Origin of the sequence: Arenibacter sp. F20364 (genome assembly GCF_023015905.1) — a bacterium.
Lineage (GTDB): Bacteria > Bacteroidota > Bacteroidia > Flavobacteriales > Flavobacteriaceae > Arenibacter.
This window is the reverse complement of the sequence record NZ_JALKBD010000004.1, coordinates 133,203-149,753: the sequence shown is the minus strand read 5'-3', so window position 1 is coordinate 149,753 and position 16,551 is coordinate 133,203. Positions and strand designations below refer to the sequence as shown.

Sequence of the window (16,551 nt, the reverse complement as noted above, 5' to 3'; positions counted from 1 at the left end):
TAAGTGGCTTTTCCATTGATGTGAATGCTACTAGCAATTCTTATTTAAGTGTAAAATTTACCCTGGCAAAAAGGAATCTACCACCTATTCCAAATTGTTGCGCTCTACGGGACCAATCGAAACGGCCAGAGCTACGGTTACCAAATTCGTCCTTGGCCCTGTCGGGATAGATATCGAATAAATTATTGGCCCCAAGGGTCAAGGTTAGGGCATCAGTTGCCTTATAACCCACAGAAAGGTCTGTTACCAATTTGGTGCCGAATACCTGTTGATTGGCCACGGTTGTTGTCGCTTCGGTTACCTCTCCAAAGTATACATTTCTAAGGAAAATGATAAATTTATCGGAGGTAAGGCTGTTGGAAAGGTTTATTTTGGTCCTAGGTACTGCCTCTTCCAAATAGACCCTGCTGTCCTCTGGAAAGTAGGTACCGATCAACCCTGCGTTCCTTAAAACTTCAGAGGCATTAATGTCCCCCACTTTTTTTGTTTTGGACAGAGTACCTGCAAGATCGGATTTTAACCTCCAATTGGCACCTAAATCCGTTCTGTGGGTAATAACAATATCCAATCCTTTCGATTCTGTATCAATGGCATTGGCAAAGAATGAGGCTGCCGTGGCATTGGCTTGCCTTAGTAGGTTGTCTAATTCGGTACCAGTTCCTGGGCCTGAAAATTGACCAGTATATACCACCCGATCATCGATCTTCACAAAATAACCATCTACGGTCACGGTAATATTGGCATCCGGTATTTTGGCGGTAAGTCCCAGACTCACACTTTGGGAGGTTTCCTCTTTTAACTGTGGAATGCCCAAGAGACTGGCTGCTCTACTATCATTGGCAAAAGTTCCTACTTCTTGTGGATTGCCTTGGTTATCGAAAATGGTAGAAGTGGAATTAAAATTAATTTGGTGTAGGGATGGTGCCCTAAAACCTGTGTTCAAGGCCGCGCGGATATTTAGATTATCCGTAGCCTTAAGTCTTCCTGCCAATTTAAAGTTAATAGTGCCACCAAAATCACTGTAATTTTCATAGCGGGTGGCAAAACTAGCTAAAAAGGCTTCCGAAAAATCGGCCTCTATATCAAAATATCCGGCAACACTGCTACGTCCACGGGACAGTTCGTTCGAAGGAGCAAATCCTGGAAAAACCTGGGAGCCGCCCGGTCTTGAATTTCCAAAGAAATCCTGCGAAGGTTGCTGGGAAGCTAAGGTAATACGTTGGCCGTTTGCAGTGTATTGTGCATAGGATGGTTCTTCCCCAGCCACGATATCATAGTTCTCTACCCTATATTCGGCACCAAAAGCAATGTTTAAACCTGACATTACATCATCAAAAAATTGGGTGATGTCCAGATTGGAGGTGTTCTGCATGAATGAAAATCCACCGGCATCAAAAAAAGTTGGAGAAGAATTTTGCATGGAAGCGTTATAGGTATTCCCTATGGTATACAAAAAGGAGTTTTTTCCGTAAGTATTACTTAGGTCAACACTCCAATCTCCCACCATGCCTTTTATTCCAATGGATAATGATTGATCTTTAATATTGGAATTGATTTCTGGTAAAAAGCCGTTGATATAGGCAGGAGTATAGGTCCTGCTTTGGTTTGGCAGCCTATAAAATCCGGCAGAATTACCAGTTCTGGAACTAATCCCGGCAAAGGAGTAAAGCGTTGTGCCCATATCATCCAAGGGCAAAGAAAAATTGGCAAATAAACGGCCGCCACGCAGTGCAGATTGACCTACCCTCATATTGTAATCGCTTCTTTGTTGACCCCTGGCCGCCAGTTCAGCCGTGGTTGCATCTGCGCCAAGAATTGTTCTTAAATCTTCTTTGGTGGTTGCACCATTTCGGTCAATACCCGCTTGGTCAGTATACTGGATTACATCGGCAACATCGTCATCCAGAAGGTTGGCAATGTCGTATCCGTCAGAACTAGCTACTCTTTCTACGGTATTGTACAAATTAAAAATTGAACCTTCCCACTCTTTCATTCGGCTATATTCCTCCCGAACGTCAAAATCTCCGGAGAGATTTATAAATCCGCCATTATCACCTAAAGGAATGCCATAACTAGCGGATATGTTAGTGGTTTCCCCGTCTACGCCACCCGTTTGATCATTGGCATTTTTCGTAAAATTGGCCCCTGTAGTGACGGTTGTGGTAAGTTCATTCACATTTTTGTTCAATATAATATTGATAACCCCAGCAATGGCATCTGAGCCATATTGTGCGGCCGCACCGTCCCGTAACACTTCTATACGCTGTATGGCTGCGGCAGGAATGGCGTTTAAATCGGTTCCTACACTTCCTCTACCAAATGTCCCGTTTACATTGATCAAAGAAGAGGTATGCCTTCTTTTGCCATTGATCAACACCAAAACCTGATCTGGTCCCAATCCTCTAAGGGAAGCCGGATCAATATGATCTGTACCGTCCGAAATGGTCTGGGTATTGGATGTGAAGGATGGTGCCACATAATTTAATATCTGGTTTAGATTCACTTGAGGGGCCACATTGTTCAGTTCTGTCATGTCTATGACATCTACGGGAACGGTACTTTCTGTGGCAGTCCTATTCGGATTACGGGAACCTACAATAATTACTTCTGATAGGGCCACACCCGAAGTAAGACGTATATCCATCACAGTATTGTTGACCGTTACCTGTAAGGTCTCAAATCCAATATAGGAAACCACCAAAACATCACCCATAGAGGCTTCAATGGTAAAGTTGCCATCAAAATCTGTAGTGGTACCTGTTGAGGTTCCTTTAATTACTATGGATGCACCGGGCAAAGGTGTTCCCTCTTCATCCAAAACTGATCCCGTTATTTGGGCGTTGGTAAAACCAACCATCCCAAAAATGAAAATCACTGCAATAAAGTAATACTTTTTCATAAATGAGTTTTTTGAGTTTATATGCTTAGAAGTTAAGGATTTTTGAGGTAAATTGTAAGAAAAATGCCTAAAAATTGAGGTAATCATTTAAAAACGAGGACTATATGAATAGGTTTATTACCGGATGCCAGGGTATTGCTTAGGGATTGGAAGTACTAGTTGGCTTATGGTGATGGTATTGGACGAGGTATATTATAGAAGAATTAATTCTGAAGTTGTGATTTCTTGATTATTATCCCAAAATCCTGAAAATCATGTCCAATTTTCTTTGATCAGGATAAAAAATTGGGGGGCTAAATTAAAATATTTGAAATACTAGCCTTATATTTGTTGAAGTTTAAAGAGTTGCGCATTGACCTGTAATCACCATTGCTGCTACTAAATTCTTGGGTAGATTAAATAAGATTAGATTCTTTTTTCTTTTTCAAACACTCGTTTAGTATTTCAACCGCTGCTCAAACGGGAAAATCATATTTTAACTTTAAAAAAAACAATGGCAAAATCGCAACAAACCTATAGTAAAAGTGAAAAAGAAAAGAAGCGTTTAAAGAAACGTGAAGAAAAGCAAAAGAAAAAGGAGGCTCGTAAATTGGAGTCCAAGGAAAAAGGACCAGGTATCCAATTTGCCTATGTAGATCACGACGGAAATTTGACGGATACGCCGCCAGATCCTTCCAAAAAAGTAAAAATTGATGCCTCAACCATTGAAATTGGGGTTCCTAAAAGGGATGATAGCGATGTTGAAGAGTTTGATCCCGTTAGAAATGGAAAAGTATCCTTTTTTGATACTTCCAAAGGATTTGGATTTATAATCGATAGTGAAAATCAAGAAAAATATTTTACCCATGTTAGTGGACTTATAGACGAGATTGCCGAAAATGACAAGGTTTCCTTTGAACTTGAAAAGGGAATGAAAGGAATGAATGCAGTACGTGTAAAGAAAATCTAGTACCAGGGGTTTATACAAAATAGTCTTTTATCTATTTAACTTATATAGGGTAGTACATAAATTCGCGATATACTCGGATTAATGACTATCCTTGTTTTTTTGTCTTGGAATTAGCAGGTGATACCAGTATATGGTTTGATGTTGGCTTAAACTTTAAAATCATTCCAAATTCTCCAATTTCAGAAATATTTTTCACCTCTTCTTAGTATTCCTCGCCCATCACATTTCTTATGAATAATTAACATATATGTGTTGTCACCACATCGTTCTTGAGAATTGTGCCCAAGAGATGATTATAAAAATGTATATGGAATTATACGTATTGTTTTCTGAAACCAAAAAAAGTAATAACTTTTAAGATTATTATAAATTCATCACTAATCAAATTTTAAAGAATCATGTTAAAATTAATTAAAGGGCACATTGTTTTATTTGGCTGCCTATTGTGGATGTCCTTTTTACAGGCACAAAATTTTTCCATCGCCCAGCCTGAGGAAGTTGGAATGTCCTCCGAGCGGTTGGAAAGATTATCGGCTACTTTGGATCAGTATGTTAAAGAAGGTAAAATGTCGGGAAATGTTGCGCTCGTTGCCAGAAAGGGGAAAATTATCTATCACAAGGCGTTTGGGGAGAGCGATATGGAGGCAGGGAAAAAGATGACCAATGACGCTATTTTCCGGATTGCATCACAAACCAAGGCTATTGTAAGTGTTGCAGTTATGATCTTACAGGAAGAAGGGAAATTGTTGATTGCCGATCCAGTAGGGAAATATTTACCTGAATGGAAAGAAACGACCGTAGCCAAGGCACGTGATGATGGTGGTTACGATGTTGTAAAAGCAAATCGTTCCATTACCATTAGGGATTTATTGACCCACACTGCCGGTATAGGATACGGTCATGGCCCTGCAAAAAAGGAATGGGAAGAGGCCGGGATACAGAACTGGTATTTTGCAGACCGCAATGAGCCTATTGCCGAAACCATAGCCCGCATGTCCAAATTGCCCATGGATGCCCATCCTGGCGAGAGGTTTGTTTATGGATACAATACGGATATCTTGGGCGTAATTGTTGAAAAAGTCTCTGGTAAAGCGTTGGATGTATTTATACAGGAAAGGGTTTTAAATCCAGTTGGTATGGTGGATACCTATTTCTATTTGCCAAAAAATAAAGCTGATAGATTGGCAACTTCTTATATGGCGTATAATGGTAAGCCTTTGGAAAGATCTCCGGATCCCGGTCTGGGAATTGGACAGGGACATTATGTAAAGGGTCCCCGTAAAAGCTTTTCGGGAGGTGCCGGTCTTCTTTCAACAGCGATGGATTATGCCAAGTTTTTACAAATGATGTTGAATGGAGGTGAATTTAACGGAAATAGGATATTGTCCCCAAAAACCGTTGAATTAATGATTGCCGATCACGTGGATGTTCGGGGCATACCTTATGGTAGCAGGAGTGGTTCAGGATTTGGACTTGGATTTTCCATTACCAAAAACGTGGGTGAAAGGGGAGAACCAGGCTCTGTAGGTACTTTTGAGTGGGGAGGAGCCTACGGGTCAACTTATTGGGCAGACCCAGAGGAAGACCTTGTGGTTGTATATTTTAAACAACTCATACCAACTAACGGATTGGATGATCACGCTAAGTTGAGAAGTTTGGTCTATCAGGCCATTTTGGAATAAACGCTGCCCAATATATTGTTGAAACTGTTGGATTAATACGGAAAAGTGTTAAGATATTGTAAATTTCAGAGGATTTAGGGCAATCTATTCTTTTAGGAAATCTATATATTTTAGGTTTGCACTTTAATAGACAGATTAAAAATTAGAGATACAGAATTTTATGAGTAGAGTTAAGGAAAATGACACTGTAAAAGTACATTACACGGGAAAATTAAATAACGGACAAGTTTTTGACAGTTCTTTGGAAAGGACTCCCATTGAGGTCACTTTGGGCCAAGGACAACTTATTCCCGGTTTTGAGAAGGAATTGGTGAATATGGAAGTCAACGAAAAGAAAACGATAAATGTTCCTAAGGAAGAAGCTTACGGAGATATCATGGAGGAACTGTTTCATGAAATTAAGAAGGCGGAGCTTCCCGAGGATATTAAGCCGGAGATTGGGATGACATTGATAGCCAAGAATCCTGATGGCACAGAGAATCAACTGCGAATTACCGACGTAAAGGAAGAAAGTATTGTTATAGATGCCAATCATGTATTGGCTGGGCAAGACCTTACTTTTGAATTGGAATTGGTGGCCATTTTATAAGGTTTAAGATAATAGCAGTTGGGATCTCCTTTTTTGGATGGATAAGCTGTTTTGTAACTAGGACCGTCCATATTTGGACGGTCTTTTTTTTTAACCAAACTGTGTCCGTCCCAAGAAAAGGGATCGGGCCTTATCAATAGGTTGATCGTAGCTATTAAGGTGTAAAAAGTTAGCCATTTCCGTTCAAAATTGAAAGTACCAGCGCCTTTGTTAAGGGCTTATCGGCAGCTTTGGTCTTAACTTCGTCAAAAGTAAATCTAAAATCACATCCCTTGGCATGATTACTGCAGCCGTAGGCTGTCTTACCTTTTATAATCTTTCCCTTTTCACATTTGGGACAGGATGGTGTATCTATCGTTGGTTTGATCTTGGGTTCAAGAATTAATTCAAATAACTCATTCAATCGAACAGTGCCTTCAATATCGTTATCGCCACCGGGCTTAAATCCTTTAAGATTTACCGTACTACCTTTTTGAAGTAACCTTATATATTGTTTTTCGGAGATTTTTTTATGGTGAAATACAAAGGGAAGTAAAAAATCACAACCGTTCTTGTATTCATTGCAGCCAAAGGCAGAACTCCCTTTTATTAGTTTTCCCTTTCCGCACTTGGGACAGGTTTCTTCTGTAAGTCCACCTATGTTTTTTTTAGGTTTTTGGGTTTCCGTTTTTTTATTTGCAATGGTTTCGGAGATATTGGCGTGTTTCGTCTCACTTCTGACTTCATAGACCAAATCGTCAACCATTTTTTTCATATTTTCTATGAATAGGGCGGCACTGAAAAGACCCTTTTCAATATCCTTCAACTGTTTTTCCCATAAACCTGTTAATTCTGCAGATTTTAGTAATTCATTCTGTATAGTATCAATCAACTGTATGCCCGTAATGGTAGGTAGTACCTGCTTCTTATTTCTTATAATATACTTGCGCCTAAATAGGGTTTCGATAATATTAGCGCGTGTAGAGGGTCTGCCTATGCCGTTTTCTTTCATGAGTTCGCGCATTTCTTCGTCATCAACTTGTTTCCCGGCGGTTTCCATAGCTCTTAGCAAGGTAGCTTCCGTAAACTGTTTTGGAGGCTTGGTCTGCTTTTCCAAAAACGAAGGCTCATGGGGGCCTTTCTCCCCCTTCACGAAATGCGGCAATATTCCGGTTTCTTTTTTTTCTTTGGACTGGGCGTTCTCAAAAATAATGCGCCACCCTTTTTTGAGTATCTCTTTCCCTGTAGTTTTAAAGGAGATGTTCGCCGCTTTACCGATTACCGTGGTATTGGAAACTTCACAATCATCATAAAATACGGCAATAAAGCGTTTAACAATACTGTCGTAAACCTGTTGTTGGGCAGGGGCCAAGCTTATCTCGACACCAGTGGGAATTATCGCGTGGTGGTCCGTTACTTTTTTATCATTGAAAACCTTAGGGGATTTCCTGATTTTTTTTGCCAATAGGGCAGAGGTCAAGGTTTCGTATTGGGTGAGATTGCGAAGTATTCCCGCCACTTTAGGATAAACATCATTGGGAAGAAAGGTGGTATCCACCCTGGGATAGGTGACCACTTTTTGTTCATATAATTTTTGGACGATCTTAAGTGTTTCATCTGCCGTAAATCCAAATTTTGAATTGCAATACACCTGTAGGCCTGTTAGATCGAACAACTTGGGCGCATATTCCTTGCCTTTTTTTTTGGTAATGTTAACAATTTCGAATTCGTGCTCCTTTACTTCATTGGCCAAAACCTCCCCTTCCTCCATCTTCAGGAAACGGCCCTCTTCATAATTAAAAACCGTTTCCCTATAAAGGGTTTGTAATTCCCAATAGGGTTGGGGTATAAAGTTTTCTATTTCTTTGAACCTGTTTACCACCATAGCCAAGGTGGGGGTTTGGACCCGCCCAACCGATAACATTTGTTTGTACCCCCCGTGTTTCACAGTGTATAGACGTGTGGCATTCATGCCTAAAAGCCAATCCCCAATGGCGCGGGAAAATCCGGCGTAGTAAAGATTGTCGTAGTCATGGGAAGACTTTAATTTAGTAAACCCCTCCTTTATGGCCTCAGTGGTTAGTGATGAAATCCATAATCGCTGTACTTCACCCTTATAGTTGGCCTGCTGTAGCACCCAACGCTGAATTAGTTCTCCTTCTTGTCCGGCATCCCCACAGTTGATCACTACATCTGCCTTATCAAATAGGCTTTTTACTATATTGAACTGTTTTTGGATGCCCGCATTATCTACTACTTTGGTTTTAAATTTATGGGGCAGCATGGGTAAATTGTTCAGGTCCCAACTCTTCCAATGGGGCCTATAGTCTATGGGTTCAAACAAAGTACAAAGATGTCCAAAAGTAAAAGTTACTGCGTAACCATTTCCTTCAAAATACCCGTCGTGTTTGGTATTTGCTCCCAAAACTTGAGCAATTTCTCGAGCAACGCTAGGTTTTTCCGCAATACAGACCTTCACTTCCAATGGGTTTTTTAGGACTTGCAAATTACTTAAATTTAACTGAACCCATACCTACGATTGGTAAGGTTTTTCTTCAACATCTGTCTTGGAAATAACAACTATTGAGGTCTACGGTCTATGGAGACAGGATCATTGATAAAACCTTTTTAAGCAATCTTATTGGCTGCTATGTCAACGGAAAATGATATATTTAGAGATACTGTATCGGTAATTCTTTAATCTGGAATACTTTAATCAATAAAAATAAACGGATGAAAAATATACTAGTAGTTATCATTGCTTTCATGACCTTAATTAGTTGTACTTCCCAGACACCCAAAAGTCTTTTTAATGGGAAGGATTTGGAGGGTTGGCATGTAGACGTACCTGAAATGGACAACAACCCCAATGTCATAAACCCGTTTATAGTGCGGGAGGGTATGTTGGTGAGTTTGGGAGAACCCCAAGGCCATCTTATTACGGATGCCATTTATAAGGATTTTAGATTGGAGGTGGAATATCGATTTGCAGGAAAACCTGGAAATTGTGGTGTTTTGGTTTTTGCTTCCACTCCCAGGTCCTTATACGATATGTTTCCCAAATCTATAGAGGTTCAAATGATGCATGAAAATGCAGGCGATTTTTGGTGTATTGTTCAGGATATCACTACCGATAATATGTTGGAAAGGCGTGGGCCAAAAGAGGATTGGGGAATTACCGAAGGTAAATTGCGAAGAATAAAAAATCTGACCGATGGCTCTGAAATGCCCTTGGGAGAATGGAACTCCATGACCGTGGAATGCCTTAATAATTCAATTAAGGTCTGGGTAAATGGAGATTTGGTAAATCACGGCTACAATGCTACTGTGAGCAGTGGAAATATTGCTTTACAGGCCGAGGGTGCGGAAGTAGAATTCCGAAAAGTACTGCTCACTCCCATTAAACAGCTCAGCGAAACAGCGCCTTAATCCATCGGATTTGGCATTATATCTTCCTTAGGAGTTATAATTTTTGGATTTGTCTTCATATTGAACATACTCAAAAGAATTTTCTTTTAACTTTTGAGCGTAGCAGCTATGACTTCTTTTTTGTATCTTATTAATTAATAGTAAGTTATGCTTAAAAACAAAGAACAATGAAATTTAAATGGTTTTTCATATTTGGACTTGCGATTTCTTGCTCTACTACGCTTTTTGCCCAAAACGATCAATTCATAAAAAGGGAGGAGATGGTAAAAACGCAGTTGCAAGCACGGGGAATAAAGGACCCTTTTACCTTATCTTCTATGCTGAAGGTACCTAGACATGAATTTGTACCCAAAAACTTGGTTGAGCATGCTTATAGGGATGGAGCACTGCCCATAGGAAACGGACAAACTATTTCCCAACCCTATATTGTAGCTTTTATGACAGAAACACTGCAATTGAAATCGACGGATAAAGTTTTGGAAATTGGAACAGGATCGGGATACCAGGCGGCGGTACTAGGCAAAATCGTAGATTCTGTTTATACTATCGAAATAATCCAAGACTTGGCCCTTTCCGCCAAAAATCGACTGGAGAATTTAGGGTATGACAATATTATCGTAAAATGGGGCGATGGGTATCACGGATGGCCGGAAAAGGCTCCTTTTGACGCTATTATGGTCACTGCAGGAGCGGAATCCATTCCCCAGCCCTTGATAGATCAGCTAAAAAATGGTGGGCATATGGTTATCCCCGTAGGACCGAGTGATAATGTTACTTACTTGGTAAAGGCTACTAAAAGGAAAGATAGGATAATAACCAAAGATCTTTTTCCAGTTCGTTTTGTTCCGTTCACAAGAAATGAGTAGTTCTTTTTAGGGTAACAATGGCCCGCTACCAAAGTTTATTCCTTTGTGTTTAAAAAGAAAGTCCTTTGATCGGGGTTACTTTTCCCGGACTTAATTCCTTTAAATTAATATTTCCTATGCGGATACGGATCAATCTTACTGTAGGAAAGCCCACGGCAGCCGTCATTTTACGTACTTGGCGAAACTTGCCTTCGGTTATGGTGATACCTATCCATGAAGTAGGCCTATGCCGTCCTATTCTCAATTTTTTGTCCGGTTCGGGTAGGGTAGGGAGGGTGGTTAACCGCTGTACACGAGTAGATTTCGTTATATACTTCCTGCCGTGGAATCCAATTTCTACTCCATGCTGTAACAATTCTATGGCTTCGTTGGTTATTTCCCCATCCAATTGCGCGTAGTATTCCTTTTCTATTCCGGAACGATTAATATGATCACTGAGCTTTCCATCGGTAGTGAGTAGTAACAGTCCCTCCGATTTTTCATCCAAACGACCAACGGGCATAATTCCCTCCGGAAAATTATGAAGTTCGCTCAAGAAGCGCTTGTTGCGAGACTCCTTGGCATCATTGGAGTGCAATTGACTCAACATTTCAAAAGGTTTATAGATTTTAAAGTGAAGATGTCCAGATTCCGACATAGAAGTAAGGTACTTTGAATTAAACGGTATTTAGAACACCAAAGGTGTAATTTTTTTTCAATTGATACTATTTGAAATATCAATCTAAATTTTTCTCTGTAGCATATTTTCCAACACCCCAGGCCAGACCTATAAGGACAAACTGCATTGGCAAGCGAATCATGGCTGCCTCTGTACTTCCTATCGCCGGTTGATCGGAAAAAACATCCCAAACATGGATTGGAAGAAAAATGATCATGAGCCAAAATATGCCAGATGCTCCCAGTCTGGCATATTTGGGAAGAAGGAGAAGAATACCCAGAACGATTTCCATTATTCCGGACAAATAAATTATCGTCATTTTAATAGGTAAGAAATCTGGTACAAAAACATGATAAAACGTTGGTTTTACAAAATGTTGTACTCCAGCGTAGATAATAAATAGGGCCAATAGAATTCTAAGGATTTTCCAAAATAACATCATGACCCAACTGTTTTTAATAAGTTATAATATAAAAATAAGTATCGCGAAGTCAAGGACATCGCTTTATCCAGACCTTTTAAGGAGCCGGTTTTACGTGAAGGAGTTCCATGCCCGTTGAAGATCGTGCCTTAAATCCGGTCCAATCCTTTTCATTGGAGTTCTCCTGTATCTCTAAAAATTTTGAATAATCCTTCTTTTTAAGATGAATACCTAAAAAGGCAGTTAAAAAATGTTGGTTTACATTATTAATTTTTCTCTCGTCCCAACTAGGTTCCGCATATCTGTAGTATTCATCAATATGGAGGCCAGCTTTTAAGGACTCTACTGGTGGTGGATTTGGGGCTACATTGTGCCTTGCATTTTCGTAGGTAAGTAAATATCGATCTGCATTTACGGCCCCAGTATAGATTGCCTTAATTCCCTTTTCATAGCCCGAAATATCATCTTGACTCCCTGCAATAAAAAAGGTAGGCACCTTTAACCCTTTTAAGCCCTCTGCATCCCAAATTCCACGCTCCATACCCCAAGGAGCAAAGGCTACAACTGCTTTTATCCTGGGATCTGCTTTGGGATAGTTCGGATTGCTCATGGCCAAACTAGATATAGCTTTGCTTCCGCCTGTCATGCCCGAAAAAAAACCTACAAGGCCATCACTATACCCAGCTCCTGCTACGTTTAGTACTCCGTATCCTCCCATAGAATAACCTATGATGCCAATATTTTCAGAATCAACCAATCCAGCTAAAAAATTTTTGTTCCCAGCTTTTCCCAGATCTGCCATTTGATTTAGTACAAAGGATATATCTTTTGCACGGTTCACTAAAGTACTTGCAAAGGGTGATGCATCCTTAAAAGTAGAATCCGTATGGTCTATAGCCACCACCACGTATCCTTTGGAAGCCAAATTTTCAGTGAGATAGGTCATAAGATATCTAGAACCAACATACCCATGGGCCACTACTAGAAGAGGAAAAGGACCTGCGGTGTTGAGAGGTGCCGCATCACGGGATGCCCTACCTTGAAAGGTTATGGGAATCAGGGGTCGTAGGGAATCATTGGCGGTTCCCATGACCTCATTGTAAATAACAGTTTCTTGTGCTCCCGCGGCCAACTGTGCGGGATACCAAACCTCTACCTTTAATGGACGATCATAAATGGGGTCGATCCCATTTTTTGAATTTAGAACATCGGGCTGCCCTTTGTTAACAAAATCCAAAGTGCGCACGCCAACAGTATAGGTTCCGCGTACAGATAATTCAGGAGCGTCCGGGAGTGCATCGCCGTAAACAAAAGACTCGGTTTGGGCATTTAATGCTAGGTTGGAAATTAGAAAACAAAGAATTATTTGAAGATTGGCAAAACGGTTCAAAATTAACATAATCACGAGTTATTGGTTTAGCTTAAAAATACGACAATTTCGTTTTCCAGGTTTATCCTTTGCTGTTTTATCTTTATTTTTAAAATGTAAACCACCTTGATTAGTGTTTTCTGGATACCATAGAAAATAAAATCTTGGTGATAGGGGCAACATCAAAAAGCAATGTTTAAATAAAAGAGCGGGCTAGCACAGGTCTGGGAATTATGCAAGATACTGAGAAACAATTAAAGAAATTTGGTATTAGGCCAACAGCCATGCGCATTTTGGTCCATCAGTTTATGGTTTCCCAGAATTCAGCGGTCAGCCTTAGCATTGTGGAGGGAAATTTTGAAAAATCCGATAGAACTACTCTATACAGGACCTTAAAGACCTTTGAAGACAAGTGTATTGTCCATCAAATTGACGATGGTACCGGAATACCTAAATACGCGCTCTGCGATCACGATGAAGGATTGGCAAAACACTCGGACCTGCATTTGCACTTTCATTGCACAAAATGTAACAGAACTACCTGCTTAACCGAGCACAGAATACCACAAATTAATCTCCCAGATAAATTTATCCCTGAAGATGTCAATATGCTAGTGAAAGGAATTTGTGAGCATTGTAACCAATAAATGCACATACATTGCACCTGCATTAAGGTTAATTTTGCTCTCAAATAAAGGCAGTATGAAGCAGCACGATCATAAGGATCATAATCACAATCCCGATCATGATCACGACCATGGTGGTATTTTTGGCAAGAACACGGAATTGTATTTTGCCATAATAAGCGGTGTGTTCTTTTTTATGGGATTGATTACGGAAACTTTTATGGGCGCAGCGGTATGGGTTTCTTTGGGATGTTACCTTGCGGCCTATTTTTTTGGTGGATATTTTACCCTAATCGAGGCCTTGGAGAAGATTGGGAAGCGGGAATTTGAAATAGATTTTCTAATGCTCGTTGCCGCTATAGGGGCGGCTTATATAGATAGATGGGGAGAAGGAGCCCTTTTATTGTTTTTATTTAGTTTAGGACATTCGTTGGAACATTATGCCATGAACAAGGCTACTAAATCCATAAAGGCCTTGGGGGAACTTTCCCCAAAAACGGCCTTACTAAAAAAAGGAGGGGATATTAAAGAAATTCCAGTAGGGGAGTTAAAGGTGAACGACATTATTGTGGTAAAGCCGAATACCAAAATATCTGCAGATGGAGTTATTGTAAAAGGTGGCAGTAGCATTGACCAGTCACCCATAACGGGAGAAAGTATCCCAGTGGACAAAACAGCGATAAAAATTATAGGTGATCTTCCGGAATTTAATAAAATAGACCGGAGCCATGTGGTCTTTAATGGTACCATTAACGGGGATTCAGTGCTGGAAGTACAAGTTTTGAAATTGCATGCGGATGCTACCATTTCGCGTTTGGTGAAAATGGTAAGTGAAGTGGAGACTAAAAAATCGCCCACCCAGCTAACTACCAAAAAATTCGAAAAATGGTTTGTACCCGTGGTGGTGGTTTCGGTGTTTAGCCTCTGTTTCCTGTTTTTGGTCGTGGACGAGACGGTCCAAGAAAGCCTATATAGAGCCATAAGTGTATTGGTGGCTTCCAGCCCCTGTGCCTTGGCCATTTCAACACCCAGCGCTGTGTTGAGCGCCATAGCCAGGGCAGCCAAAAAAGGAGTGCTCATCAAAGGTGGCCGAGCCTTGGAAGATCTGGGTAGCCTTACTACCATAGCTTTTGACAAAACGGGTACGCTTACCGAAGGAAAACCAAGGTTGGTCAATGCATTTTCATTAAATGGTTTTGACAAAAAAGAGTTTTTGAATTTGGTTCTGGATGTGGAGAGTTTAAGCAATCATCTCTTGGCAAAGGCTATTGTAAATGATCTTCAGGCAGAATATAACTTGGAAAGCAAAGATCGATCTTCCAATGTGATGTCTATACAGGGCAAGGGAGTAAAAGCACAATATAACGGTGGACATATTTATATAGGTAATGTCCAGCTAATGGAGGAAGAGGGTATTCAAATTTCGAGTGAAGCTCTTGATTATTTAGGGAAATTGCAGAAAGAAGGACAGACCGTTATGTTGGTTGGATATAAGGAAACGGCCATCGGATTGATAAGTGTTATGGATGTTCCCCGAAAGAATTCAGCTATTACCATACAGCGTTTAAAGGATATAGGAATAAAGGAAATTATAATGCTGACCGGCGATCATCAAAATGTTGGCGATGCCATTGCCAAACAAATTGGACTTAACCGGGCAAAAGGAAATTTACTTCCAGAAGATAAGTTGAAGGTTATTGGGGAATATATAAAAAAAGGTATTAAAATAGCCATGGTAGGAGACGGTGTAAACGATGCTCCGGCCATGGCCAGTAGTACTGTTGGTATTGCCATGGGGGCTGCAGGGAGCGATGTAGCACTGGAAACCGCGGATGTGGCTCTAATGTCGGACAAAATAGAAAGTCTTCCCTTTGTGATAGGCCTGAGTAGAAAATCCAAATCGATTATTAAACAGAACCTATGGATCAGTATGGGGATTGTGGCATTGTTAATTCCTGCTACCCTTTTTGGGTATGCCAACATTGGGGTGGCCGTTGCAATACATGAGGGTTCTACACTTTTGGTGGTAATCAATGCCCTGCGACTACTGCGGTATAATTTGGACTAAAGTTTATTTAAATCCTATGTTTATCAGGGATTTATGACTTATTTTTATGGCCTCCAAAGGTGTCATATCAAAAGTTTTATCCTGCTCCACCATATAGTATTCCATGCCTGACAGCTTTTTCTGGGCGAGTATATCGGAAAAATTAATTTGTCCGTTACCCACAGGGGCAAACCTTCCCTGTTCGTCCATATCCTTTACATGCCACATTTTAAACCGACCGGGATATTTTTTAAAATAGGCCACCGGTTCTTCGCCTGCTTTGGTTACCCAAAAAAGATCCATTTGAAAATTTACATACTTTGGATCTGTATTCTCCAATAAATAATCAAGGGTTACAACACCGTCGTCCCCTTTTTTTAATTCAAAATCGTGATTGTGATATAGGAGTTTCAATCCCGCTTTATGACATTTTTCGCCAAGGGTACTCAAGACAGTAGCCAATTGCCTATAGTCGTCCCTAAGTCCCATAGGTGGCACGGGAAGTACAAAATACTTAAAACCGGCAGCTTTCACATCGGAAATCATAGTATCCGCATTCTCCATGGTAACACCTCCCTGATGTGTACTAATAGGAGTTAAACCTACTTCTTTTAGAAGTTTGTTAAAGTCTTTTGGCGCCATATTGTAAAACTTGCCGTCCTTGTATCCGGCAGCTTCAATATTTTTGTACCCAGCTTCCGCAACGGCCATTAGAGTAGCTTTGGCATCCGATCCCATATTATCCCTTACCGTGTAAAGAGCCAGTCCGCCAATTTTTTGTTGGGCATTGGCAGCAAACATACCGATCATCAGGATCGGTAGAATCATTTTTTTAAAGGCGGGTAAAGAAAATAATTTTTTCATAATACTTGTAAATAATGTTTTTCTAAAAGTAATACATGTTTTTATAACTATGCCATATTTAGATTGATAAAAAATTTCATATTAACAAAGACATATCTGTTTTTTATGTTGATAGAGGATAGTCCTAGGTAAAAACAATCTTTTTCTTTTAAAATTCATTTATCTAATTATAG

13 protein-coding genes are annotated in these 16,551 nt (G+C 40.2%); 7 read left to right on the top strand and 6 right to left on the bottom strand.

Going from position 1 to position 16,551, the window contains the following annotated elements:
* Nucleotides 1-40 precede the first annotated feature (40 nt).
* Nucleotides 41-2,899 carry a TonB-dependent receptor gene (locus tag MWU84_RS04570; RefSeq protein ID WP_246898780.1) on the bottom strand — a complete coding sequence of 953 codons (2,859 nt, stop codon included), beginning with the start codon at nt 2,897-2,899 and terminating at the stop codon, nt 41-43.
* A 493-nt stretch (nt 2,900-3,392) separates the two neighbouring features.
* On the opposite strand from MWU84_RS04570, the gene MWU84_RS04565 reads away from it, so the two are divergent.
* From MWU84_RS04565 to MWU84_RS04555, 3 genes are all read left to right on the top strand, one after another.
* The gene (locus tag MWU84_RS04565) at nt 3,393-3,848 is read left to right on the top strand and encodes a cold shock domain-containing protein (RefSeq protein ID WP_246898776.1); all 456 of its coding nucleotides are present in this window, start codon (nt 3,393-3,395) and stop codon (nt 3,846-3,848) included.
* A gap of 398 nt (nt 3,849-4,246) precedes the next feature.
* Nucleotides 4,247-5,530, top strand: a complete 1,284-nt coding sequence (locus tag MWU84_RS04560; protein WP_246898772.1) for a serine hydrolase domain-containing protein — start codon at nt 4,247-4,249, stop codon at nt 5,528-5,530.
* Nucleotides 5,531-5,690: 160 nt separating this feature from the next.
* Complete coding sequence (locus tag MWU84_RS04555) at nt 5,691-6,119, top strand: peptidylprolyl isomerase (RefSeq protein WP_246898770.1); 429 nt, start codon at nt 5,691-5,693, stop codon at nt 6,117-6,119.
* Nucleotides 6,120-6,288: 169 nt separating this feature from the next.
* On the opposite strand, the gene MWU84_RS04550 is transcribed toward MWU84_RS04555, so the two are convergent.
* Complete coding sequence (locus MWU84_RS04550) at nt 6,289-8,577, bottom strand: DNA topoisomerase 3 (protein WP_246899046.1); 2,289 nt, start codon at nt 8,575-8,577, stop codon at nt 6,289-6,291.
* Between the two features lie 254 nt (nt 8,578-8,831).
* Between MWU84_RS04550 and MWU84_RS04545 the strand changes: the two genes are divergently transcribed.
* Complete coding sequence (locus tag MWU84_RS04545; RefSeq protein WP_246898766.1) at nt 8,832-9,527, top strand: DUF1080 domain-containing protein; 696 nt, start codon at nt 8,832-8,834, stop codon at nt 9,525-9,527.
* 167 nt (nt 9,528-9,694) lie between these two features.
* Nucleotides 9,695-10,393, top strand: a complete 699-nt coding sequence (locus MWU84_RS04540) for a protein-L-isoaspartate(D-aspartate) O-methyltransferase (RefSeq protein ID WP_246898764.1) — start codon at nt 9,695-9,697, stop codon at nt 10,391-10,393.
* 49 nt (nt 10,394-10,442) lie between these two features.
* On the opposite strand, the gene MWU84_RS04535 is transcribed toward MWU84_RS04540, so the two are convergent.
* From MWU84_RS04535 to MWU84_RS04525, 3 genes are all read right to left on the bottom strand, one after another.
* A complete protein-coding gene (locus MWU84_RS04535) occupies nt 10,443-11,030 on the bottom strand; it encodes a pseudouridine synthase (protein WP_246898762.1) in 588 nt (195 codons plus the stop codon).
* 79 nt (nt 11,031-11,109) lie between these two features.
* Nucleotides 11,110-11,493 (bottom strand): DoxX family membrane protein, encoded by a 384-nt coding sequence (locus tag MWU84_RS04530; RefSeq protein ID WP_246898759.1) that lies wholly within the window; start codon nt 11,491-11,493, stop codon nt 11,110-11,112.
* A gap of 76 nt (nt 11,494-11,569) precedes the next feature.
* Complete coding sequence (locus MWU84_RS04525; RefSeq protein ID WP_246899043.1) at nt 11,570-12,871, bottom strand: dienelactone hydrolase family protein; 1,302 nt, start codon at nt 12,869-12,871, stop codon at nt 11,570-11,572.
* Between the two features lie 203 nt (nt 12,872-13,074).
* Between MWU84_RS04525 and MWU84_RS04520 the strand changes: the two genes are divergently transcribed.
* Both MWU84_RS04520 and MWU84_RS04515 read left to right on the top strand, forming a co-directional pair.
* The gene (locus tag MWU84_RS04520) at nt 13,075-13,488 is read left to right on the top strand and encodes a transcriptional repressor (protein ID WP_246898757.1); all 414 of its coding nucleotides are present in this window, start codon (nt 13,075-13,077) and stop codon (nt 13,486-13,488) included.
* Between the two features lie 55 nt (nt 13,489-13,543).
* Nucleotides 13,544-15,535 (top strand): heavy metal translocating P-type ATPase, encoded by a 1,992-nt coding sequence (locus MWU84_RS04515; RefSeq protein ID WP_246898754.1) that lies wholly within the window; start codon nt 13,544-13,546, stop codon nt 15,533-15,535.
* Nucleotides 15,536-15,538: 3 nt separating this feature from the next.
* Here MWU84_RS04515 and MWU84_RS04510 read toward each other — a convergent pair whose 3' ends face one another.
* Entirely contained in the window at nt 15,539-16,342 is an 804-nt protein-coding gene (locus MWU84_RS04510; protein ID WP_246898752.1) for a sugar phosphate isomerase/epimerase, read from the bottom strand.
* Nucleotides 16,343-16,551 lie beyond the last annotated feature (209 nt).